The sequence below is a fragment of the Streptomyces erythrochromogenes genome (genome assembly GCF_036170895.1).
In the GTDB taxonomy this organism is placed as follows: domain Bacteria; phylum Actinomycetota; class Actinomycetes; order Streptomycetales; family Streptomycetaceae; genus Streptomyces; species Streptomyces erythrochromogenes.
On record NZ_CP108036.1, the window covers coordinates 5262617 to 5282992 of the forward strand.

Sequence of the window (20376 nt, forward strand, 5' to 3'; positions counted from 1 at the left end):
CCTTCACGGCGTCCCCCGCGCTGCCTCAGGGATCGACGATCTCGACCACCGGCGGGTGGTCGTGCCAGGTGCAGAACACCGACACCTCACGGCCGTCCCGGGTGAAGGTGACCCGGATCCAGAAGTCCTGCTTCCATACCTGCATCCGCCAGCCGGCGGCCGGCGTCGCCGAGACCAGCTCGGCCGAGGAGGCGGCCAGGGAGAAGGTGACCCGGCCGCCGGAGACCGGATAGGCCTGCACCTTCCCCGCGTCCTGGCCGTCCGCCTGCCGGCGGCCGTCCGGGGAGGCGGAGGGCTTCTGCGAAGGCTTGTCGGCGGAGGCTCCGGCGGTCGGCGACGCGGTCGGGCCGGGCGAGTCCGAGGGCGAGGCGGACGGGGTCGGCGACGGGGACCCCTGGGGCTGTGCGCGCTGGGTCGAGGAGGACAGCGGCTGCCCGGTCAGGGGCACCGCGAGCGGCCGGTCGTAGGCCGTGCCCGACATGACGGTATGGACACCCCACCAACACAGCGTCACCGCCGCCCCGGTCGCGAGCATCCACGCCATGGCATGCACAAGTCCTCTTCGCATCAGGGCACATACTGCACCACGCGCCACAACAGTGGCCCGACACCCCGTGCAGTCGCCCGGATGGACTACCGTGCGGCCCATGGCAAGTGTGCTCGTGGTCGAGGACGACCAGTTCGTACGTTCCGCCCTCATCCGGCACCTGACCGAGGCCTCGCACACCGTGCGGAGCGTCGGCACGGCCCTGGAGGCCCTGCGCGAGGTCGCGCACCACCGCTTCGACGTGGTCATCCTCGACCTCGGCCTGCCCGACCTGGACGGGTCCGAGGCACTTAAGATGCTGCGCGGCATCACCGACGTGCCCGTGATCATCGCCACCGCGCGCGACGACGAGGCCGAGATCGTCCGGCTGCTCAACGACGGCGCCGACGACTACCTGACCAAACCCTTCTCCGTCGAACACCTCTCCGCCCGCATGGCCGCCGTCCTGCGCCGCGCCCGGGCCGCCGCCGGCGCCGAACCGCCCTCGCGCGTCCTGCGCGTCGGCGGCCTCGCCATCGACCCGCTGCGCCGCCAGGCCGAGCTCGACGGGGCCGTACTGGACCTCACCCGCCGCGAGTTCGACCTGCTGGCCTTCCTCGCCGGGCGGCCCGGAGTGGTCGTGGCCCGGCGCGAACTGCTCGCCGAGGTCTGGCAGCAGTCGTACGGCGACGACCAGACCATCGACGTCCACCTGTCCTGGCTGCGCCGCAAACTCGGCGAGACCGCCGCCCGGCCGCGGTACCTGCACACCCTGCGCGGCGTCGGCGTGAAGCTGGAGCCACCGCAGTGACCGCAGTGACCGCAGTGATGCCGCGATGAGATGGGCCCTGGTCAAGGTGTGCCTCGCGGTCACGGCCATGGTGGTCGTCGCCTTCGCCGTACCGCTCGGACTCGTCGTCCAGGAGATGGCCAGCGACCGCGCCTTCTCCAACGCCGAGCGGCAGGCCGCCACCATCGGGCCGACGCTGTCGATCACCACCGACCCGACGCAGCTGAGCAAGGCGGTGGAGTCCACGCAGATGGGCGCCGCCCGGCGGATGGCCGTCCACGTGCCCGCGATCGGCGACAGCCCGCCGGTGAGCATCGGCGAGGGCCGGGCCGGGGAACGCGCCGTCGCCGAGACCCGGCGGATGGGGCGGGCCACGACGGCCAAGGTGTCCGGCGGCGGCTCGGCACTGCTCCAGCCGACCGCGCTCGGGTCCGGGGACATCGCCGTGGTGGAGATCTTCGTACCGGAGAGCGAGGTCAGCAACGGCGTCGCGACCGCCTGGCTGGTGCTGGCGGGCGTCGGACTGGCCCTGATCGTGGGCTCGGTCGCGGTGGCCGACCGGCTCGGCGCCCGGCTGGTCCGGCCGGCCGAACGGCTCGCGGACGCCGCGCACCAGCTCGGCGAGGGGCGGCTCGGGGCGCGCGTGCCGGAGGCTGGCCCGAAGGAGCTGCGCTCCGCGGCCGTCGCGTTCAACGCGATGGCGGACCAGGTGGTCGAGCTCCTCGCCAACGAGCGGGAACTGGCCGCGGACCTCTCGCACCGGCTGCGCACCCCGCTGACGGTGCTCCGGCTCAACACCGCCTCGCTCGGGGACGGCCCGGCCGCCGAGCAGACCCGGGCGGCGGTGGAGCAGCTGGAGCGCGAGGTCGACACGATCATCCGCACCGCCCGGGAGCAGCGCCCGGCCACCGGCCTGGTCGGGGCCGGTGCGGGATGCGACGCCTCCGAGGTGATCCGCGACCGGATGGACTTCTGGTCGGCGCTCGCGGAGGACGAGGGCCGCGAGGTGCGGCTCGCGGGAGTGGACCGCACGGTACGGATCCCCGTGGCGCGGCCCGAACTCGCCGCCGCCCTGGACGCCATGCTCGGGAACGTCTTCCGGCACACCCCCGAGGGCACCCCCTTCGCGGTGGACGTGCACGACGCGGGCGACGCGGTGATCGTGCTGGTCTCGGACGCGGGCCCCGGCATCTCCGACCCGGACGCCGCCCTGCGCCGCGGCAACGACGGCGGCCGCGACGGGTCCACGGGCCTCGGCCTGGACATCGTGCGCCGGGTCGCGGAGTCGACCGGCGGCGACGTGCGGCTGGGGCGTTCGGTGCTCGGCGGCACCGAGGTCCGGGTGTGGATCGGCCTGGACGGCCGGAGCGCGGGCGGCCCGGGCGGGGGGCGGCCCGGGCGCGGCCGACGCGGCAACCGACGTAACCGGGGGCGCGCCACGCCGTGACCGGGGGCGCGCCTAGCAGGCGGGATGTCCTCGTCTGGGTACGGTCCGCGGCATGGACACCCTCATCTTCGGCGGGCTCCTCGCCACGCTGGTCGCCATGTACCGGGAGACGTCCCGGATGGTCGTGCTCGGGGCGTGGTGGGCCGTGCTCATCGCCGTCACCCTGCTGATGGCACACCACATCACCGGCAGCCTGGCCCTGACGCTGAGCTGGTGACGATGGCGACGATCGAGAGCCTCATCCCGGAGAGCACGCCCGAGGCCACCCAGCCGGGCAAGGTCCAGTACTGGTTCGCCTGCTTCTTCGCCATCGGCTGGACGGCCGTGGTGGGCGCCAGCCTCTTCCACGAGTTCGGGGCGCGGGAGTTCCCGTGCCCGCTCTGCGTCGTGCAGCGGATGTTCATGCTGCTGGCGGCGCTGGGGGCGGCGTACATCATCCGTACGGCGCTGCTGCGCGGCTCGGTGACGGGCCGCCACTACATGACGGGCTGGGGCCTGGCCCTGATCGCGCTCATGGGGGGCTCCTTCGCGTCCTGGCGGCAGACGGCGCTGCACATCCTGCCGGGCGCCAAGGGGTACGGGGGCGAGGTGTTCGGCCTGCACCTGTACGTGTGGGCGCTGATCCTCTTCCAGGTGTCGGTGGTGGTCGTCGGCATCGCCCTGGCCACCGCGCACACCACGGCCGAGCACGGTGTTCCGGCGACCGAGCCGGGGCTGCTGCGGACGGCGGGGCTGTTCGCGCTCTGGCTCCTGGGCGCGGTCATCGTCGTGAGCATGGCGGCCGTCTTCCTGGAGGAGGGCTTCCACTGGTTCCTCCCGGATGCCCCGAAGCGGTACCGGTTCTTCTCCGACATCGGGATCCTGGGCTAGAGCGGCGGGTCCCTCAGACCGGAAGGAAGCAGAGATGCGCTACGCAGTCCTCGGCACCGGGATCGTCGGCCGTACGGTGGCCGCCCGGCTCGACTCCCTGGGCCACCAGGTCGTCATCGGGACCCGGGACCCCGGGGCGACCGGCGGCCGGGCCGAGTACTCGGACTGGCAGGAGGTCCACCCGGGGGTGGGGCTGGCCGGCTTCGCGGAAGCCGCCCGGGACGGCGAGGTGCTGGTCAACGCCACCGGCGGGCGGGTGAGCGTCGCCGCGCTGACGGAGGCGGACGCCGCGCACCTGGAGGGCAAGGTCCTGATCGACGTCGCGAACCCGCTGGACTTCTCGGGCGGCTTCCCGCCGGGCCTGGACCCGGTGAACGACGACAGCCTGGGCGAGCTGATCCAGCGGACGTTCCCGGGGCTGCGGGTGGTCAAGACGCTGAACACGATGAACTGCCAGATCATGGTGGACCCGGCGCGGGTCGCCGGCGAGCACCACGTCTTCGTCTCGGGCGAGGACGCGGACGCGAAGCGGGCCGTGCGCGAACTGCTGCACTCCTTCGGGTGGCCGGAGGAAAGCGTCCTGGACCTCGGCGGCATCGAGACGGCCCGGGGCACGGAGATGCTGCTGCCGATCTGGCTCCGCCTGATGGGCGCGCTCGGCCACACGGACTTCAACTTCCACATCCGAGGCGCCTGACGGGGCGCCCCCGGTCCGCTGCGAAGTCCTCGCCGTAGGGCTCGGCCCCTCCATGGAAGACCCCGCCGGCCGATGCCGACGGGGTCTTCGGTCTTCGCCGAAGCGGGGCCTCAGGGGTCCGCCTTGCGCAGAGGCTTTCCGTCACTCGAACGTATGAGGTCAGAGTCCGGAATTCAGGATCTGCAAGGCCGCGAATAAAGCAGTCACTTCGACTTCTCGGCGGCGTTTCCTCCGCGGAGAAAGCGTGCCTTGCTGAGCGTCAGAGCGTAGGCTCCACCCAGGAGGAACGTTGCAACGTATTGTGCCCAGGTGACGTCTTGAAGGGCCCGGTTGGTTGCGACGAGCACGGTTGCCCAAGCGAGAGTGAATGCAATCTTGGCCATGGTTTCCCTGTCTTAGGCGAGAGCCGCGAGGCAGCCGGTGGCCCCGGCGACAACGGTCTTCGCGGCTATGTCCTTCGCTACGTCCTTACTCACGAAGCGTCCGATGATCAGGGCTCCCGCCCCGCCGATGGCGCCCTTGAGCAGGCACTCCCTCACCATTTCGTTCATCTTGGTGTGGGACATCAGGTATGCGCAGTCCCCCTTGCTCTTGGACATGATGCACTTGGAGCGGGCTTCTTCGAGCGGGTTCACCTGGGCGGACTGGACTACGGGACGCGGTCCCGAGTCAGCGTGCGCGACGCCGACCCCGCCCGCCATGATGATGCTGGTCGCAACGGCTAAGGACAGCATGCCCGAAGTGAGCTTCTTCATTTGTTCAATTCCCCGATTCGTGAATGGTGCGACGCGGAACTGGTCAGGATCCGCGCCTTCGATCGATTTGAATGTACCTGCCAGGTACGTCTCTGAGAACCCCACTTGAGGAAACCCTGAGCTTGATCGGGATTTGTGTTTCGAGGTGCCTGGGGGTGAATTCTCGCCACTCCGATGGAATTCGGACTCTTGTTTTCCGGCGGGCGGGACCTTGCCGCGGAGGGACGCTTCCGGCGAGCCCTGCAAGGGGGCGGCTCCTTCGGCTGGTCGGCTCGTCACGGGGCGCCGCGCCGGCTCTTCGCGCGTGCCGTCGGGGCCGAGGCCAGGGCGAGTGCCGCGGAGGCGGTGACCGCGGCGCAGGAGACGGCGAAGGCGGCCCGGTGGCCGTGGGCGGCCGCCAGGGGGCCCGCGACGGCCGCGGCAAGGGCCTGGCCGAGGATCAGGCCGCTGCCGATCACGGTCATGGCCTCGCCCATCCGCTCCGCCGGGCCGTACCGTTCCACCAGTCCGAACAGCGCGATCAGGTGCGGGGCCACGGCCAAGCCGATGCCCGCGACCGCGAAGGCTGCCGACCACAGTCCGGACACCGCGAGCAGAGGGAGCGTGAGCAGGGCCTGGAGGGCGATCGTCCACCGCAGCCGCGCGGCCAGGTCCGCCGAGCCGGGCCGGGCGACCGTGGCGAAGCCGGTGATCGAGCTGGTCACGGCCATGGCGGCCCACACGAGCCCGGCCGCGCCGGCCGCGCCCAGTGACGCGGCGAGTGCGTTGACGCCCGTGTTGGCCCCGCTCCACGCGGCCCCCTGCAGCACGGCCATCGTGAACAGCAGGACCAGCCCGGGCGACCACAGCCGTACGCCGGCCCGCGCGCCCGGGGAGCCGGCGCTCGGGGAGCCGGCGGCCGAGGAGCCGGCGGCCGGGCCCGGAGCGGTCGGGTGCACCGCGAAGAGGGTGCCGAACACCAGGATCAGGCCTGCCGCGAGGACGAGCGCCGAGGCGGGGTGCACGGTCACCGCCAGGATGCCGGCCAGCGCGGGGCCGACCATGAAGCCGACCTCGTCCAGGGTGGTGTCGAAGGAGAGGGCCGACCCGAGCAGCCGCCTGTCCCCGCCGGCCAGCCGCGCCCAGCGGGCCCTGGCCAGCGGGCCGACCTGCGGGACGGTGAGCCCGGCCGCGGCGGCCAGCGCCAGGAGGGCGCCCGGCGGCAGCCCACCGAGGGCGGCAGCGACGAGGGCGAGGAGGACGGCGGCGTTCGCGCCGCAGGCGAGGAGCAGCACGGGGCGGTGGCCGCGCAGGTCGGCGAGCCGGCCGATGACGGGGCCGCCGAGGGCCTGGCCGAGCCAGAGCGCGGCGGCGACGGGGCCCGCGGCGCCGATGCCGTCGCGTTCGGTGATGAGCATGAGCGTTCCGATGGGGCACAGCGCGGCGGGGAGCCGCGCGAGGAACGCGTGGAGTGGGAGGGCGCTGCCGCCGAGGGCGAACACCGCGCGCAGGCCGCCGTGCGGGGGAGGCGGCGTGGGTGTGGGCGCAGGCGTGGGTGCGGACGAGGGCGTGGGCCGGGACACGGACAACCTCCAACCGCGCGCCGACCCTCCCGTTTCTCCGGCGCGCGCCGTTGCCCGTTGCCCCGGACCGTAGTGCCGCGGCGGTCCCTGCGGAAGCCCTCCCGCCGTCGGATCCGCCGTCGGATCCGCTGTTGGCTCCGCAGCCGGTTCCGCGGTGCGTCAGCCGGGCTCGCCGGAGGTCAGCCGCTTGGCCTGGGTCCGTCCCACCTCGGCGGCGCGGTGCAGGTAGTCGGCGATGACGGCGAGTTCGGAGTCGGAGTAGCTCTCCAGTACGGCGCCGAAGGCGCGGCCCGGGGTGTCCCACGCCGCACCGATGCGCTTGCGGGCCTCGGGGGAGAGGGACACGAGGGAGCGGCGGCGGTCGTGGGGGTCCGCCTGCCGTTCGACGATGCCCGCCTTGACCATCCGGTCGACGAGACGGGTGGCCGAGCCGGAGGTCAGGCCGGTGAGGCGGGCGATGTCGCCGGTGCTGACGGGGCCGGGCTCCATGTCGAGGAGGGCGACGCACTGCATGTCGGTGGGGTGCAGGCCGACGGAGTCGGCCATCGCCTGGTTGAAGAGGGAGTAGTCGGCGTAGTGCCGCTGGCTCTCGGTGACGATGCGCGCGAGCAGCTCGGCGCGGCTCCACTCATCACCCGTACGGGGGGAATCGGTTGACATCGGATTCTCCGTGCTCCAAATTTATCTGTGTGGCGCAGAGGATGTGTAGTGCAGAATCTGCGTAGCGTAGTCATCCTAGCGTCGGTCCGCTCCACTCCAGAATTCCGAATGAGGAAACAGCCATGTCCATTCTCGTGACCGGCGGCCGCGGTGCCGTCGCCCGCGGTCTCGTCGGCCTCCTCGCCGCCCGCGGCATCCCCTACCGTCTCGGCTCCCGTGAGCGGGACACCCCCGATGCGGTCCACTGCGATCTCACCGATCCGGCGACGTATCCCGGCGCCCTCGCCGGAATCCGCTCCGTCTTCCTCTATGCGGAGGCGTCCGGCATCGAAGCCTTCGTCAAGGAGGCGGTCGCCGCCGGGGTGGAGCACGTCGTGCTCCTGTCCTCCTCCTCGGTGCTCGCCCCGGACGCCGCCGACAGCCCGCTGTCGGCCTCCCACCTCGTGGTCGAGCAGGCGCTGTCGGCCTCCCCGCTGCACACCACCCTGCTGCGGCCGGGGTCCTTCGCGAGCAATGCCCGGGGCTGGGCCTGGTCGCTGAAGTCGGGCCGGCCGGTCCGCCTGCCCTACCCCGGCGCCTACTGCGACCCCGTGCACGAGGCCGATCTCGCCGAGGCGGCCCTCGCGGTCCTCACCGATCCGGTTCTGGCCGGCCGCGCGTACACGCTGACCGGCCCGCAGTCGCTGACCTTCGCCGCCCAGCTCTCGATACTGAGCGAAGTCCTCGGCCGGTCCATACCCTTCGAGGCCGTCACGGCCGAGCAGTGGAAGGCCGAGGTCGACGGCTACATACCCGGCCCCTACGCCGATGCGCTGCTGGAGTACTGGGCCTCCACCGACGGCCTCCCGGTCGAGATCACCGGCGCCGTCGAGCAGCTCACCGGCCACCCGGCCCGCACCTTCAGGACCTGGGCCGAGGGCCACGCAGACGTCTTCGCGTGACCTCGGACCGGACACCCGCCGCCGCGGACCTCGGACGGCGGGGGCGGCTACATGGCCCCCTTCCGGGCCAGTCGGGCGTACCAGTGGGCGCTGGAGCGCGGCGTGCGGACCTGGGTGTCGTAGTCGACGTGCACGATGCCGAAGCGCTTGCTGTATCCGTAGGACCACTCGAAGTTGTCCAGCAGCGACCAGAGGAAGTAGCCCCCCACCGGGGCGCCGTCCGCCAGCGCGCGGTGGACGGCGGTGAGGTGGGCCTGAAGGTAGGCGATGCGCTGCGGGTCGTCCAGGTCCGGGGCGTAGGCCGCGCCGTTCTCGGTGACCATCAGCTGCAGGCCGGGCGCCTCGCGGGTGAAGCGCATCAGCAGGTCGTACAGGCCGGTCGGGTCGATCGACCATCCCATGTCGGTCTGTTCGCCCGGGGGCTGGTGGAAGGCCACCGTGTCCGCGGCGGGCCAGGGGGAGTGGGACGTGGCGCCGTGGCCGTCGGCGCGCGGGCCGTTCCCGTCCGGGGCCGCGGAAACCACCGCCGGCGTGTAGTAGTTCACGCCGAGGAAGTCCAGCGGCTGGCGGATCAGCGCCTCGTCGCCGGTGCGGACGAACGACCAGTCCGTCAGGGAGGCGGTGTCGGCCAGCAGGTCCTGCGGGTAGGCGCCGTGCAGCAGCGGTCCGGTGAAGATCCGGTTGGCCAGTGCGTCGATACGGCGGGCGGCGTCCAGGTCGGCCGCCGAGCCGGTCAGGGGCCGTACCGCGCTGGGGTTGAGCGCGATGCCGACCCGGGTGCGGGCCGGCAGGGCCGCCGCGGCCAGGCCGTGGGCCAGGTTGAGGTGGTGGGCGGCGCGCAGCGAGTCGGCGGGGGAGGTGCGGCCGGGGGCGTGCACCCCCGAGGCGTAGCCGAGGAAGGCGCTGCACCAGGGCTCATTGAGGGTGGTCCAGAGCTCCACGCGGTCGGCGAGCACGCCCGCGACCTGCTCCGCGTACTGGGCGAAGCCGTAGGCCGTCTCCCGCTCGGGCCAGCCGCCGGCGTCCTCCAGCTCCTGCGGGAGGTCCCAGTGGTAGAGGGTCACACAGGGCTGGATACCGTGGGAGAGCAACTCGTCGACGAGCTTGTCGTAGAAGCCGATCCCGCCGGCGAGGACGCGCGGCCAGGACACCGAGAACCGGTAGGAGCCCAGCCCCAGTTCGGCCATGAGGGCGACGTCCTCGCGCCACAGCCGGTGGTGGTCGACCGCGACGTCGCCGGTGTGGCCGCCGTACACCTTGCCCGGGGTGCGGCAGAAGGCGTCCCAGATGGAGGGCCCGCGCAGGGCGGCCGCGCCCTCGATCTGGAAGGCCGCCGTGGCCGTGCCCCACAAGAACGCGTCGGGGAAGCGGAGTTCCCCGCCCGGATCCGTCGCGTTCGACGTGCGGGTCGTGTGCGTCGGGGTGTCAGTCATCCCTTTACCGCTCCCTGCATGATGCCGCCGACGATCTGGCGGCCGAAGACGATGAACACCACAAGCAGCGGGAGCGTGCCCAGCAGCGCACCCGCCATGATCACGGACTGGTCGGGGATGTAGCCCCGGCCCAGCCCGGTCAGGGCCACCTGGACCGTCGGGCTGCCGTTCTGGGTCAGCGCGACGATCGGCCAGAAGAAGTCGTTCCAGGACATGACGAAGGTCAGCATCCCCAGCACCGCCATCGCCGGCCGGGCCGCCGGGAAGACCACGTGCCACATCACCCGCAGGGAACTGGCCCCGTCCGTGCGGGCCGCCTCCACCAGTTCCGTCGGCAGCGCGTGCACCAGGTACTGGCGCATGAAGAAGACGCCGAAGGCGCACACCAGGGACGGCAGGACCACCGCCTGGAGCCGGTCGGTCCACGACAGCTTCGCGATCAGCATGTACAGCGGCACCACGCTCAGTTGTGGCGGGATCAGCATCGTCCCCACCACCATCGCCATCAGCATCCGGCGTCCGCGGAAGCGGAGTTTGGCGAAGGCGAAGCCCGCCAGGGTGGAGAAGAGGACCGTCCCAACGGTGACGGTGCCCGCCACGATCACCGTGTTCAGCAGGGCCGTGCCCATGTTGGCGTCGGTCCAGGCGATCTGCAGGTTCCGTCCCAGGTTCCCGCCGAACCAGAACGGCGGCGGGGTCTGGGCCAGGCGCGTGTTGGTGCGGGAGGCCGCGATCGCCGTCCACACCAGCGGGAAGAGCGAACCGGCGGTGAAGAGGCCGAGCACCACATAGGTGAGCTGGCCCGCGCGCAGCGATCTCATCGCGAGTTCCCCCGTCCGCGCAGCAGGCGGGCCGCCCCGGCGATCAGCAGCAGGATCAGGAACATCGCCCAGGCGATGGCCGAGGCCCGGCCCAGGTGCAGGTTCACCCAGCCCTGCTCGTACAGGTACAGCCCGAGCGTCTGGAACTGGTGGTCCGAGCCGCCCGTCGCGCCCGCCCCGCCGTTGAACAGCAGCGGCTCACCGAACAGCTGGGTCGCCCCGATCGTCGACACCACGCAGGTGAAGAGGATCGTCGGCCGCAGCGAGGGCACTGTGACGTGCAGGAACTGCTGCCAGCGCGAGGCCCCGTCCAGCGCGGCCGACTCGTACAGCTCGCCCGGAACGGCCTGCATGGCCGCCAGGTAGATCAGCGCGTTGTAGCCGGTCCACCGCCAGATCACGATGGTGGAGACCGCCAACTGCGAGGCGAAGGTGCCGTTCTGCCAGTCCACCGCCCCGAAACCGACCGCCGAGAGAACCCAGTTGATCATCCCGTAGTCCCGGCCGAAGAGCAGCACGAAGACGAGCGTGGCCGCCGCCACCGAGGTGGCGTACGGGGTGAGCACGGCGACCCGGAAGAACGCGGAGCCCCGCAGCCGGTAGTTGAGCAGATGGGCCACGCCCAGCGCGATCGCCAGCTGCGGCACCGTCGAGAGCAGCCCGATGGTGACCGTGTTGCGCAGCGCGTTCCAGAAGAACTCGTCGTCCCACAGCCGGGTGAAGTTCCGCAGGCCCACCCACGTCATGCTGTCCGGGTCGGTCAGCTCCACCTGGTGCAGCGCCGCCCAGCCCGTGTAGAGCAGCGGGAACAGCCCGAAGGCGGCGAAGAACAGGAAGAAGGGCGCCACGAAGGCGTACGGGCTCCAGCGCAGGTCCCAGCGGTAGCGGCGCGAGCGCCACACCTGGCCCGGCCGGCCCCGGCCGCCCCCCTCCGCCGCCGCCCGCTCCGGGGCGGCGGCGGAGGGGGACAGGACTGCCGTCTCGTCCGTCACCGGCGCCTCACTGGTCCAGGGCGTTGTCGATGGCCTTCACCGCGGCCTCCCAGCCCTCCTGCGGGCTGCGGCCCTTCTGGTCGACCTGGAGCATCCCGATGTCCGCCAGGTTCTGCGCGATCACCAGGTCCTTCGGGCCGACCACGGTCACCGGCACCCCCTGCGCAGCCTTCGAGAAGATCTCACCGATCGGCGCGCCGCCGAAGTACTCGTGCTTCGCCCCCGACACCGCCGGCAGCTTGTAGGCGGCGCTCGCGCTCGGGAAGCTGCCGCGCTTCTCGAAGAGCTTCGCCTGCTGCTCCGGGGCCGTCAGCCAGGCCGCCAGCTTCGCCGCCGCCTCGGCGTTCTTGCCGGCCTTCGGGACCACCAGGAAGGAACCGCCCCAGTTGCTGGGCTTCGGCGCCTGCGCCACGTCCCACTTGTCCTTGCCCGCCGGACCGGCCTTGTCCTGGATGTAGCCGAGCATCCAGGCCGGGCAGGAGACCGTCGCGAAGGCGCCGTTTGCGAAGCCCTGGTCCCAGCCCGGGGTGAACTGCTGCAGCTTCGCGCTGAGCCCCTCGGTGGCGAAGGACGCCGCCAGGTCGAAGGCCCCGCGCACCGCCGGGTTGGTCTTGTAGACGACCTTGCCCTGCTCGTCGTAGAACCGCTGGGCGCTGCTGCCCGTCACCGCGGCCATGACCCCCGACGCCGAGTCCACGAAGGCCTTGCCGTCGCCGGCCTTTGCCTTGTACGCCTTGCCCGTCTCCAGGTACTTGCCCCAGTCGCCCGCCCACAGCGCGCCGACCGCCTCCCGGTCCGAGGGCAGCCCGGCCGCCTCGAACAGGTCCTTGCGGTAGCAGATGCCCTGCGGGCCTATGTCGGTGCCGAGGCCGACCGTGGCCCCGCCCTTCGCCGCGGGCGCCGTGCCCTGGGCCCACTTCCACGGCAGGTACGCGGCCTTGTCCACGCCGGACACCTTGCCCAGGTCCACCAGCTTGTCGGCCTGGGTCGCGGTGATCTCGGCGATGTTGTTGACCTCGACGGCCTGGATGTCGGCGAGCCCGCTGCCCGTCCCCAGGTGCGTGAGGAGCTGGGGGTAGTAGTTCTCGTTGCGCTCGATGGAGGTCTGCTCGATGCGGATCCCCGGGTTCTGCGCCATGTACTCGTCGTAGAGCCCGGCCTCCTGGAGGCCGAAGGCCCCGAAGACGCCCACGGTCAGGGTGGTCTGGCCTTTTCCGCCGGCCGAGGGGCCCGCCTTCGGGTCCGTCTCGGGGTCCTGTGCGCACCCCCCGAGCAGCAGCGCGGCGGCGCCCATCGTGGCGACCGCCGTGACGAGGGTTCTTCGGGCTCGTGCTCGGGCCGGGGACTGGGCTCGCATGGGTTCCTCCCTGAAGGGTGGGCGACAACGTGGGGGTGTCGTGTGACACAGTGTGGGAGCGCTCCCACAGTAGTCAAGGGGTAGATTCACAACCGGGAGGAAGCCATGAACGGGAACGGGCGCAGCGGGGGACGGCCGACCCTGGAAGAGGTCGCGGTACGGGCCGGAGTCGGGCGCGGCACCGTGTCCCGGGTGATCAACGGGTCCTCCAAGGTCAGCGAGCAGACCAAGGCCGCCGTCGAGGCGGCCGTGACCGAGCTGGGGTACGTGCCGAACCGCGCGGCCCGCGCCCTCGCGGCCAACCGCAACGACGCCATCGCCCTGGTGATCCCCGAGCCCGAGGCCCGGTTCTTCGCCGAACCGTACTTCTCCGAAGTGGTGCGCGGAGTGGGGGCCGCCCTGGCGGAGACCGACATCCAGCTCGTGCTCACCCTGGCCGGCAGCGACCGCGAGCGCCGCCGCCTCGCGCAGTACCTCTCCGGTCACCGCGTCGACGGCGTGCTGCTGGTCTCCGTCCACGCGGGGGACCCGCTCCCGGAGCTGCTGGCCGAGCTCGGCATCCCGACGGTGATCAGCGGCCGGCGTTCGGCGGCCGAGACACTGCCCTGCGTGGACTCCGACAACCTGGCGGGCGCCGCCGAGGCCGTGCGCCACCTGCTCGACCGGGGCCGCCGTACGATCGCCACGATCACCGGCCCGCTGGACGTCTACGGGGCCCACTGCCGGCTCGACGGCTACCGGCAGGCCCTGGCCGCCGCCGGCCGCCCCGTCGACGAGCGGCTGGTCGCGGTCGCCGACTTCACCGAGGAGGGCGGCCGCCGGGCCATGCGCGAGCTACTGGAACGCAGCCCCTCGCTCGACGCGGTCTTCGCCTCCTCCGACGTCATGGCGGCGGGCGCCCGACGGGAGCTGCGCGCGGCCGGGCGCCGGATCCCGCACGACGTGGCCCTGGTCGGCTTCGACGATTCGGTGGTGGCCCGGCACATGGACCCGCCGCTGACCAGCGTCCGGCAGCCGATCGAGGAGATGGGCCGGACCATGGCGAGGATGCTGCTGGAGCGGGTCTCGGGACGGCGGGGGAGCGCCGGGGCGGCGGGCGGGCCGGCGGTCGTCCTGCCGAACAGACTGGTGGTCCGGGAGTCGTCCTGACCGCTCCGGCAGCCCCGGGACGTGCGGGGACACGCAGAAGGTGGGGACATGCAGAAGGCCCCGGTCCGCTTCCGCGTACCGGGGCCTTCCCGCAGGGTGAGTGACGGGACTTGAACCCGCGGCCACCTGGACCACAACCAGGTGCTCTACCAACTGAGCTACACCCACCATGTCCGGTCGGAAAACCGACCGGCCGAAGAAAAGGGTACAGGGTCCGGGAGGGTGCTCGCTCCACCGTTTCCCCGCACCCCCTTCCGGAGGGATCGGGCAGGGCCGCTACGCGCCCGGCGCCGTGTGCTTGGCCGCGATGGTGCGGGCCGTGTCCGAATCGGGCCCGGGCTGCGGCACGAAGACCGCCTCGCGGTAGTAGCGCAGCTCGGTGATGGAGTCCTTGATGTCCGCCAGCGCCCGGTGGTTGCCGTTCTTCGGGGGGCTGTTGAAGTACGCCCGCGGGTACCAGCGGCGCGCCAGCTCCTTGACCGAGGACACGTCCACGATCCGGTAGTGCAGGTAGCTCTCCAGCGCGGCCATGTCGCGCAGCAGGAAACCGCGGTCGGTGCCGACCGAGTTCCCGCAGAGCGGCGCCTTGCGCGGCTCCTTCACGTGCTCCCGCACGTACGCGAGGACCTGCGCCTCGGCGTCCGCGAGGGTGGTCCCGCCGGCCAGCTCGTCGAGCAGTCCGGAGGCGGTGTGCATCTCGCGGACCACGTCGGGCATGGTCTCCAGGGCCGCGTCCGGCGGGCGGATCACGATGTCCACGCCCTCGCCGAGCACGTTGAGCTCCGAGTCGGTGACCAGTGCGGCCACCTCGATAAGTGCGTCGTCCGTCAACGAGAGCCCGGTCATCTCGCAGTCGATCCACACCATGCGATCGTTCATGTGTCCCACCTTATGCGGTCCCCTGCGGAGCGGACCGCATATGCGGAAGGTCCCCCATCGGCGGTGACCGATGGAGGACCTTCGCTGTCGTACCCGTTGTGGGGGTTACGCGTGTTCCCGCAGGACCCGGTTCGGGGCGTACAGCTCCGTGACCGTGGGGCCCGCCGCGGCCAGAGCCGCCGCCGCCCGGTGGGGCTGCGGAGTGCGCTGGTGCGGCACCGGTCCCGTCGAGATCTCCGCCACCTGTGCGACGTCGGCCTGCGGCCGGCGTGCGCGGTAGGCGGAGCGGTATGCGGCCGGGGAGGACCCCAGCTGCCGCCGGAAGTGACCGCGCAGGGCGACCGGCGAGCGGAACCCGCAGCGTCCGGCGACCTCGTCGACCGAGTAGTCGGAGGTCTCCAGCAGCCGCTGGGCCTGGAGCACCCGCTGCGTGATCAGCCACTGGAGCGGCGCGCTGCCGGTGAGCGAGCGGAACCGCCGGTCGAAGGTGCGCCTGCTCATGTAGGCGCGGGCGGCCAGCGTCTCCACGTCGAACTGCTCGTGGAGGTGTTCCAGTGCCCAGGCGACGACCTCGGCCAGCGGGTCGGCGCCGATCTCCTCCGGCAGCGACCGGTCGAGGTAGCGCTCCTGGCCGCCCGTGCGGCGCGGCGGCACGACGAGCCTGCGGGCCAGGGCCCCGGCCGCCTCGCTGCCGTGGTCGGTGCGCACGATGTGCAGGCAGAGGTCGATTCCGGCCGCCGTGCCCGCGGACGTGAGCACATCGCCGTCGTCGACGAACAGTTCGCGCGGATCGACGTGGACGGACGGGTAGCGCTTGGCCAGCGTCGGCGCGTACATCCAGTGCGTCGTCGCGGGCCGGCCGTCCAGCAGACCGGCGGCCGCGAGCACGAAGGCCCCGGTGCACAGTCCGACGATCCGGGCCCCCTCCTCGTGCGCCAGACGCAGTGCGTCGAGCGCCTCCGGAGGCGGCGGTGAAGTGATGGAGCGCCAGGCGGGAACGACGACCGTGCCTGCCCGGGCGATCGCCTCCAACCCGTACGGCGCGGTCAGTTCGAGTCCGCCGGTGGTCCTGAGCGGACCGTCCTCACCGGCGCACACGAGCAGTCGGTAGCGTGGAACTCCCGCGTCCTGCCGGTCAATGCCGAACACGGATAGTGGAATGGAGCTCTCGAAGATCGGTCCGCCGCTGAAGAGCAGCACCGCGACGATCTCCCTGCGGCGACGCCCCGCGAGCTTCCTGCCGGCGTCTGCGACGACGGCGGTGGAATCCTGGCTCATGGCGCTAAGCCCCCCTTGGGTGTCGCGACTCCTTGGTCTGGTCGCACCTGCACGTTTCCCCTCGGCCTTGCACGTGGATCCCCCGCCGTAAATACATGATCGAATCTACTGCGTCCCGTGGTGTCGGCGTGACAAGTTCAGCACGCAGCGCTATGTCGACTTCTCAACTTGGCGAAAAGCATTCGATCAGGAAGGGTTCCACTCCGCTACCCGGGTGGGAAGCGCGCATCAGGGCTGTGGCTAGTACCAGTAGGGCCAAAACGCCCCCCGGCCAATGTCGTCGCTGGTGGTGGGCGGGTCGGGCGGACATTCCGGCAAGGGGGGCAACCTGCCAGGAAGTTGGCTGAAAATATGCGGGTGTGGGTGTGCGAATGAGTCAGTCGTGCGGGGAGGCGGAGTCGGAGGTACGGCAGCCCCGGCGGCCTGCGGGGCCGCCGCGCGAGTGCCGGCGGCGGTGCGCCGACGGAAGCCGCTCCTCCGCCCGGACCCGGGCCGCGGTCCGCTCCGAGTGCCGCAGCAGGACCAGGCAGGCGGCCGTGACGACGAACAGGCCGAGCGTGGCGACTGCCGCCCCGCCGAAGGAGGTTCCGTAGACGACGAGGACCACCGGGACGAGCAGGCAGCTGAAGGCGGCCCAGCGCACGACGTCACCCGCGGGGTCGTCATGGGGGCGCCCGGAAGACTGCACGGACGGGTGAAGCGGTGGGCGGGAAGAAGCGGTGAAGTGCGGGCTCGGGTCGGGGAAGTGGACGGACTGGGTCGGCTGAGCTGGCTGGACGGGGTGAACCGGATGGCCGGGCACGGCGTACTCCCTGCGGGCTCTTCCTGGACGGTCGGACGCATGTCCAACGCCGCCCGGCGGGGCTCGGTCACTGTGCGCACGGGTGGCAACTCCCCGTCTCGTCACTGGCTGTAGGGGACAGCGGCCATTGCCAAGGCGCGCTCGCTCCGGCATGCTCCCTGGGACGCTCTCCAAGTGCGGCAAGCCCTGTGCAGGACAGGAGTGTCGCCGTACCCTGGTGGGTATGGGCTTGGGAAGATGCTTCCCGGACAGAGCTCCGTCACACTGCGTCGCCGATATCGCCCCTGTTGCTTCCTCCAAGGACCTCTTCGCCGAGACACCCATGGCCGGTCACGAATTCTCCGAACCCGCGGACCGCAAGCGCAAACGGCTCGCCGACCCCGCGTCGGCCGCCGAGCTGCGCGCGGTGGAACAGACACGCTCACCCTGCGACCCGGCCTTCCGGCACGGTGTCGTTGTGGGATTCGACGGATCGACGTCCAGTGAGCGCGCGCTCGCGTACGCGATCGGTATGGCCCGCCGCTCCGGATCGGGTCTGATCATCGTCCATGTCGCCAACCGGCTGCCCACCACCGTGTGGGCCGGCTGTGAGCCGCCCGTCTTCGTGGACGTGCCGGACCACCGCACCGAGGTGCTGGGCCTGGAGCTCGCCTGCGCCGACTACCTGGCCGAAGTGCCGTGGATCCTGGTCGAGCGCGGCGGTGACATCTGCCATGAGCTGGAGGAGGTCGGCCGGGAGTATTCGGCCGACGCGATCGTGGTCGGCTCCACGCACGGGATCGTGGGCCGGATCTTCGGCTCGGTGGCCGGTCGGCTCGCCAAGCGCGCACAGCGACCGGTTGTTGTCATTCCGTGACCGGGTGTTAAGTCGATTGTGCGGTTGTGCCCTCGTGTAAAGGGTAGATAAATGCTGCTGGGACGCAGTAAACAACTGCAGATCGAAGGGAGCCCGCCGTGGACAATGGTGTCTCTGCGGGAAGCACGGCCTCGACTTCGACCCTCGGGAACATCGCCCTGGGTCTCACCCTTCTCGCATTCGGTATCGGCCACACCGGCGTGATCGACGGCGTGTCCGCTGCCAGCTCCGTGTCGCTCGCCACCTACGTCGGCGGTCTGGCCCTGTTCGTGCTCGGACTCCTGGAGTTCCGCGGCGGCAACGGCTTCAACGGCACGGCGTTCGCGGGCCTCGGAGCCTTCTGGTTCACCTGGGCCGCGGGAGCCGACGGAAAGGTTTCGGCAGACGCCGCCGGAACGTTCCTCGTCCTGTTCGCCCTCCTCGGCATCACCCTCACCGTGGGTGCCGCGAGCGGCCTCTTCGGACAGGGCGTGTACGGCCTGTTCACCCTCTCCCTGCTGCTCCTGGCGATAGGTGCCTTCGCCGACAACAGCATGCTGGCCAAGGTGGCGGGCTGGGCGGCCGCGGTCGGCGGACTGCTGGCCTGGTACGGGGCCACCGCGGCCCTGGCGCACTGGCCGATGGCCTTCGGCAAGGCCGGGCGCAGCGGCGCGGTCGCGGCGAGCTGAGCACGAAACGCAAGAGCCCCCGTGCGCGGTGCGCACGGGGGCTCTCGTGTGTCCGGTGACAGCCCGGGGCTGCTACTCGACGGTGACCGACTTCGCCAGGTTGCGCGGCTTGTCGATGTCCCGGCCCATGGCCAGGGCCGTGTGGTACGCCAGCAGCTGGAGCGGGATGCCCATGAGGATCGGGTCCAGCTCGTCCTCGTTCTTCGGGACCACGATGGTGTGGTCCGCCTTCTCCTGCTCGCGGTGGGCGACGGCGAGGATCCGGCCGCTGCGGGCCTTGATCTCCTCCAGCGCCGCGCGGTTCTTCTCCAGCAGGTCGTCGTCCGGGACGATCGCGACGGTCGGCAGCGAGGGCTCGATCAGGGCCAGCGGGCCGTGCTTGAGCTCGGAGGCCGGGTAGGCCTCGGCGTGGATGTAGGAGATCTCCTTCAGCTTGAGGGAGGCCTCCAGCGCCACGGGGTAGCCGCGGACCCGGCCGATGAACATCATCGACTTGGCCTCGGCGAACTCGGCCGCGAGCTTCTTGATGTCCTCTTCGCCGTCGAGGATCTCCTGGATCTGCGCGGGCAGCTTGCGCAGGCCCTCGATGATCCGCTTGCCGTCGGTGACCGAGAGGTCCCGGATGCGGCCCAGGTGCACGGCGAGCAGCGCGAAGGCCACGACCGTGTTGGTGAAGCACTTGGTGGAGACGACGCAGACCTCGGGGCCGGCGTGCACGTACACGCCGCCGTCGGCCTCGCGGGCGATCGCGGAGCCGACCACGTTGACGACGCCGAGGACGCGGGCGCCCTTGCGCTTGAGCTCCTGCACGGCCGCGAGCACGTCGTAGGTCTCACCCGACTGGGAGACCGCGATGTAGAGGGTGTCGGGGTCCACGACCGGGTTGCGGTAGCGGAACTCCGAGGCCGGCTCGGCGTCCGCGGGGATGCGGGCCATGCCCTCGATGAGGCCGGCGCCGATCAGGCCCGCGTGGTACGAGGTGCCGCAGCCGAGGATCTTGACCCGGCGGATGCCGCGCGCCTCGCGCGGGTCCAGGTTCAGGCCGCCCAGGTGGACCGTGTTGAAGCGGTCGTCGATCCGGCCGCGCAGCACGCGGTCGACCGCGTCGGGCTGCTCGGAGATCTCCTTGTGCATGTAGGTGTCGTGGCCGCCCATGTCGAAGGAGGCGGCCTCCCACTCCACGGTCTCCGGGGTGGCGTTCGTCGACGTGCCGCTCGTGGTGTACGTGCGGAAGTCGTCGGCCTTGAGGGTGGCCATCTCGCCGTCGTTCAGGGTGACGACCTGGCGGGTGTGGGCGATCAGCGCGGCGACGTCGGAGGCGACGAGCATCTCCTTCTCGCCGATGCCGAGGATGACCGGCGAGCCGTTGCGGGCGACGACGATGCGGTCGGTGAAGTCGGCGTGCATCACGGCGATGCCGTACGTGCCGTCGATCGCCTTGACCGCCTCGCGGACCTTCTCCTCCAGGGTGTCGGCCTGGGAGCGGGCGATCAGGTGGGTGATGACCTCGGTGTCGGTCTCGGAGGCGAAGACGACGCCTTCGGCCTCCAGCTTGACGCGGAGCTCGGCGGCGTTGTCGACGATGCCGTTGTGGACGACGGCGACCTTGTTCTCCGGGTCCAGGTGCGGGTGGGAGTTGACGTCGCTCGGTGCGCCGTGCGTGGCCCAGCGGGTGTGGGCGATGCCGGTGGTGCCGGCGAAGCGCTTCGGGACCCGGGCCTCCAGGTCGCGGACGCGGCCCTTGGCCTTGACCATCTTGAGCGCGCCGGCCTTCGGGCTGTTCACGACGATGCCCGCGGAGTCGTACCCGCGGTACTCCAGCCGTGCCAGGCCCTCCAGCAGCAGCGGTGCCACGTCACGCTTTCCGATGTAACCGACGATTCCGCACATACG

General features: G+C 71.5%; 21 protein-coding genes and 1 tRNA gene. 9 read left to right on the forward strand and 13 right to left on the reverse strand.

What is annotated here, in order from left to right; genetic code table 11:
• Positions 1-25: 25 nt before the first annotated feature.
• A complete protein-coding gene (locus tag OHA91_RS24100) occupies positions 26-568 on the reverse strand; it encodes a hypothetical protein (protein WP_031145328.1) in 543 nt (180 codons plus the stop codon).
• Positions 569-647: 79 nt separating this feature from the next.
• Between OHA91_RS24100 and OHA91_RS24105 the strand changes: the two genes are divergently transcribed.
• From OHA91_RS24105 to OHA91_RS24125, 5 genes are read left to right on the forward strand one after another with little or no spacing between them, the layout of a single operon-like run.
• Positions 648-1337: a response regulator transcription factor gene (locus OHA91_RS24105; protein ID WP_030655573.1), complete on the forward strand. Its 690-nt coding sequence runs from the start codon at positions 648-650 to the stop codon at positions 1335-1337.
• A gap of 25 nt (positions 1338-1362) precedes the next feature.
• A complete protein-coding gene (locus OHA91_RS24110) occupies positions 1363-2763 on the forward strand; it encodes a sensor histidine kinase (RefSeq protein ID WP_031145332.1) in 1401 nt (466 codons plus the stop codon).
• Between the two features lie 52 nt (positions 2764-2815).
• Complete coding sequence (locus tag OHA91_RS24115) at positions 2816-2980, forward strand: DUF5993 family protein (protein WP_167344698.1); 165 nt, start codon at positions 2816-2818, stop codon at positions 2978-2980.
• 2 nt (positions 2981-2982) lie between these two features.
• Positions 2983-3633: a disulfide bond formation protein B gene (locus tag OHA91_RS24120; protein WP_031145334.1), complete on the forward strand. Its 651-nt coding sequence runs from the start codon at positions 2983-2985 to the stop codon at positions 3631-3633.
• A 34-nt stretch (positions 3634-3667) separates the two neighbouring features.
• Positions 3668-4330 carry an NADPH-dependent F420 reductase gene (locus OHA91_RS24125; protein ID WP_328739992.1) on the forward strand — a complete coding sequence of 221 codons (663 nt, stop codon included), beginning with the start codon at positions 3668-3670 and terminating at the stop codon, positions 4328-4330.
• A 395-nt stretch (positions 4331-4725) separates the two neighbouring features.
• Here OHA91_RS24125 and OHA91_RS24130 read toward each other — a convergent pair whose 3' ends face one another.
• The 3 genes from OHA91_RS24130 to OHA91_RS24140 form a co-directional block, all read right to left on the reverse strand.
• On the reverse strand, positions 4726-5085 hold the full coding sequence (locus tag OHA91_RS24130) for a hypothetical protein (protein WP_031145337.1): 360 nt from the start codon (positions 5083-5085) through the stop codon (positions 4726-4728).
• A 275-nt stretch (positions 5086-5360) separates the two neighbouring features.
• The gene (locus tag OHA91_RS24135; RefSeq protein WP_266500973.1) at positions 5361-6647 is read right to left on the reverse strand and encodes an MFS transporter; all 1287 of its coding nucleotides are present in this window, start codon (positions 6645-6647) and stop codon (positions 5361-5363) included.
• Between the two features lie 159 nt (positions 6648-6806).
• Positions 6807-7307, reverse strand: coding sequence for a MarR family winged helix-turn-helix transcriptional regulator (locus OHA91_RS24140; protein ID WP_266500975.1), 501 nt, complete (start codon positions 7305-7307; stop codon positions 6807-6809).
• Between the two features lie 122 nt (positions 7308-7429).
• Between OHA91_RS24140 and OHA91_RS24145 the strand changes: the two genes are divergently transcribed.
• Entirely contained in the window at positions 7430-8248 is an 819-nt protein-coding gene (locus tag OHA91_RS24145; protein ID WP_328739993.1) for an NAD(P)H-binding protein, read from the forward strand.
• A 47-nt stretch (positions 8249-8295) separates the two neighbouring features.
• Here OHA91_RS24145 and OHA91_RS24150 read toward each other — a convergent pair whose 3' ends face one another.
• From OHA91_RS24150 to OHA91_RS24165, 4 genes are read right to left on the reverse strand one after another with little or no spacing between them, the layout of a single operon-like run.
• Positions 8296-9681, reverse strand: a complete 1386-nt coding sequence (locus OHA91_RS24150; RefSeq protein ID WP_328739994.1) for a GH1 family beta-glucosidase — start codon at positions 9679-9681, stop codon at positions 8296-8298.
• Positions 9678-10502 carry a carbohydrate ABC transporter permease gene (locus OHA91_RS24155; RefSeq protein WP_328739995.1) on the reverse strand — a complete coding sequence of 275 codons (825 nt, stop codon included), beginning with the start codon at positions 10500-10502 and terminating at the stop codon, positions 9678-9680. The genes OHA91_RS24150 and OHA91_RS24155 overlap by 4 nt, the downstream gene beginning before the upstream one ends.
• On the reverse strand, positions 10499-11494 hold the full coding sequence (locus tag OHA91_RS24160; protein WP_031145348.1) for a carbohydrate ABC transporter permease: 996 nt from the start codon (positions 11492-11494) through the stop codon (positions 10499-10501). The genes OHA91_RS24155 and OHA91_RS24160 overlap by 4 nt, the downstream gene beginning before the upstream one ends.
• A gap of 7 nt (positions 11495-11501) precedes the next feature.
• The gene (locus OHA91_RS24165; protein ID WP_381620799.1) at positions 11502-12788 is read right to left on the reverse strand and encodes an ABC transporter substrate-binding protein; all 1287 of its coding nucleotides are present in this window, start codon (positions 12786-12788) and stop codon (positions 11502-11504) included.
• Between the two features lie 168 nt (positions 12789-12956).
• Between OHA91_RS24165 and OHA91_RS24170 the strand changes: the two genes are divergently transcribed.
• The gene (locus OHA91_RS24170) at positions 12957-14000 is read left to right on the forward strand and encodes a LacI family DNA-binding transcriptional regulator (RefSeq protein ID WP_031145353.1); all 1044 of its coding nucleotides are present in this window, start codon (positions 12957-12959) and stop codon (positions 13998-14000) included.
• Between the two features lie 95 nt (positions 14001-14095).
• Here the strand turns inward: OHA91_RS24170 and OHA91_RS24175 are convergent.
• The 4 genes from OHA91_RS24175 to OHA91_RS24190 all read right to left on the reverse strand — a co-directional run bounded on the left by OHA91_RS24175 (position 14096) and on the right by OHA91_RS24190 (position 16845).
• Positions 14096-14168, reverse strand: a tRNA-His gene (locus OHA91_RS24175).
• A 108-nt stretch (positions 14169-14276) separates the two neighbouring features.
• Positions 14277-14879, reverse strand: a complete 603-nt coding sequence (gene orn, locus OHA91_RS24180) for an oligoribonuclease (RefSeq protein WP_031145355.1) — start codon at positions 14877-14879, stop codon at positions 14277-14279.
• 105 nt (positions 14880-14984) lie between these two features.
• The gene (locus OHA91_RS24185; RefSeq protein WP_031145357.1) at positions 14985-16157 is read right to left on the reverse strand and encodes a helix-turn-helix domain-containing protein; all 1173 of its coding nucleotides are present in this window, start codon (positions 16155-16157) and stop codon (positions 14985-14987) included.
• A gap of 376 nt (positions 16158-16533) precedes the next feature.
• A complete protein-coding gene (locus OHA91_RS24190; RefSeq protein WP_037631371.1) occupies positions 16534-16845 on the reverse strand; it encodes a hypothetical protein in 312 nt (103 codons plus the stop codon).
• A 436-nt stretch (positions 16846-17281) separates the two neighbouring features.
• On the opposite strand from OHA91_RS24190, the gene OHA91_RS24195 reads away from it, so the two are divergent.
• Complete coding sequence (locus tag OHA91_RS24195) at positions 17282-17815, forward strand: universal stress protein (protein ID WP_030655530.1); 534 nt, start codon at positions 17282-17284, stop codon at positions 17813-17815.
• Between the two features lie 98 nt (positions 17816-17913).
• Complete coding sequence (locus OHA91_RS24200; RefSeq protein ID WP_031145362.1) at positions 17914-18483, forward strand: acetate uptake transporter; 570 nt, start codon at positions 17914-17916, stop codon at positions 18481-18483.
• 72 nt (positions 18484-18555) lie between these two features.
• Here OHA91_RS24200 and glmS read toward each other — a convergent pair whose 3' ends face one another.
• Complete coding sequence (gene glmS, locus OHA91_RS24205) at positions 18556-20373, reverse strand: glutamine--fructose-6-phosphate transaminase (isomerizing) (protein ID WP_031145365.1); 1818 nt, start codon at positions 20371-20373, stop codon at positions 18556-18558.
• Positions 20374-20376: the final 3 nt, after the last annotated feature.

What these genes read in the sequence shown, in the direction of transcription:
- OHA91_RS24100 (WP_031145328.1), bottom strand. Translation starts at nt 568, where the DNA reads ATGCGAAGAGGACTTGTGCATGCCATGGCGTGGATGCTCGCGACCGGG.
- OHA91_RS24105 (WP_030655573.1), top strand. Translation starts at nt 648, where the DNA reads ATGGCAAGTGTGCTCGTGGTCGAGGACGACCAGTTCGTACGTTCCGCC.
- OHA91_RS24110 (WP_031145332.1), top strand. Translation starts at nt 1,363, where the DNA reads ATGAGATGGGCCCTGGTCAAGGTGTGCCTCGCGGTCACGGCCATGGTG.
- OHA91_RS24115 (WP_167344698.1), top strand. Translation starts at nt 2,816, where the DNA reads ATGGACACCCTCATCTTCGGCGGGCTCCTCGCCACGCTGGTCGCCATG.
- OHA91_RS24120 (WP_031145334.1), top strand. Translation starts at nt 2,983, where the DNA reads ATGGCGACGATCGAGAGCCTCATCCCGGAGAGCACGCCCGAGGCCACC.
- OHA91_RS24125 (WP_328739992.1), top strand. Translation starts at nt 3,668, where the DNA reads ATGCGCTACGCAGTCCTCGGCACCGGGATCGTCGGCCGTACGGTGGCC.
- OHA91_RS24130 (WP_031145337.1), bottom strand. Translation starts at nt 5,085, where the DNA reads ATGAAGAAGCTCACTTCGGGCATGCTGTCCTTAGCCGTTGCGACCAGC.
- OHA91_RS24140 (WP_266500975.1), bottom strand. Translation starts at nt 7,307, where the DNA reads ATGTCAACCGATTCCCCCCGTACGGGTGATGAGTGGAGCCGCGCCGAG.
- OHA91_RS24145 (WP_328739993.1), top strand. Translation starts at nt 7,430, where the DNA reads ATGTCCATTCTCGTGACCGGCGGCCGCGGTGCCGTCGCCCGCGGTCTC.
- OHA91_RS24150 (WP_328739994.1), bottom strand. Translation starts at nt 9,681, where the DNA reads ATGACTGACACCCCGACGCACACGACCCGCACGTCGAACGCGACGGAT.
- OHA91_RS24155 (WP_328739995.1), bottom strand. Translation starts at nt 10,502, where the DNA reads ATGAGATCGCTGCGCGCGGGCCAGCTCACCTATGTGGTGCTCGGCCTC.
- OHA91_RS24165 (WP_381620799.1), bottom strand. Translation starts at nt 12,788, where the DNA reads ATGGGCGCCGCCGCGCTGCTGCTCGGGGGGTGCGCACAGGACCCCGAG.
- OHA91_RS24170 (WP_031145353.1), top strand. Translation starts at nt 12,957, where the DNA reads ATGAACGGGAACGGGCGCAGCGGGGGACGGCCGACCCTGGAAGAGGTC.
- orn (WP_031145355.1), bottom strand. Translation starts at nt 14,879, where the DNA reads ATGAACGATCGCATGGTGTGGATCGACTGCGAGATGACCGGGCTCTCG.
- OHA91_RS24185 (WP_031145357.1), bottom strand. Translation starts at nt 16,157, where the DNA reads ATGAGCCAGGATTCCACCGCCGTCGTCGCAGACGCCGGCAGGAAGCTC.
- OHA91_RS24195 (WP_030655530.1), top strand. Translation starts at nt 17,282, where the DNA reads ATGGCCGGTCACGAATTCTCCGAACCCGCGGACCGCAAGCGCAAACGG.
- glmS (WP_031145365.1), bottom strand. Translation starts at nt 20,373, where the DNA reads ATGTGCGGAATCGTCGGTTACATCGGAAAGCGTGACGTGGCACCGCTG.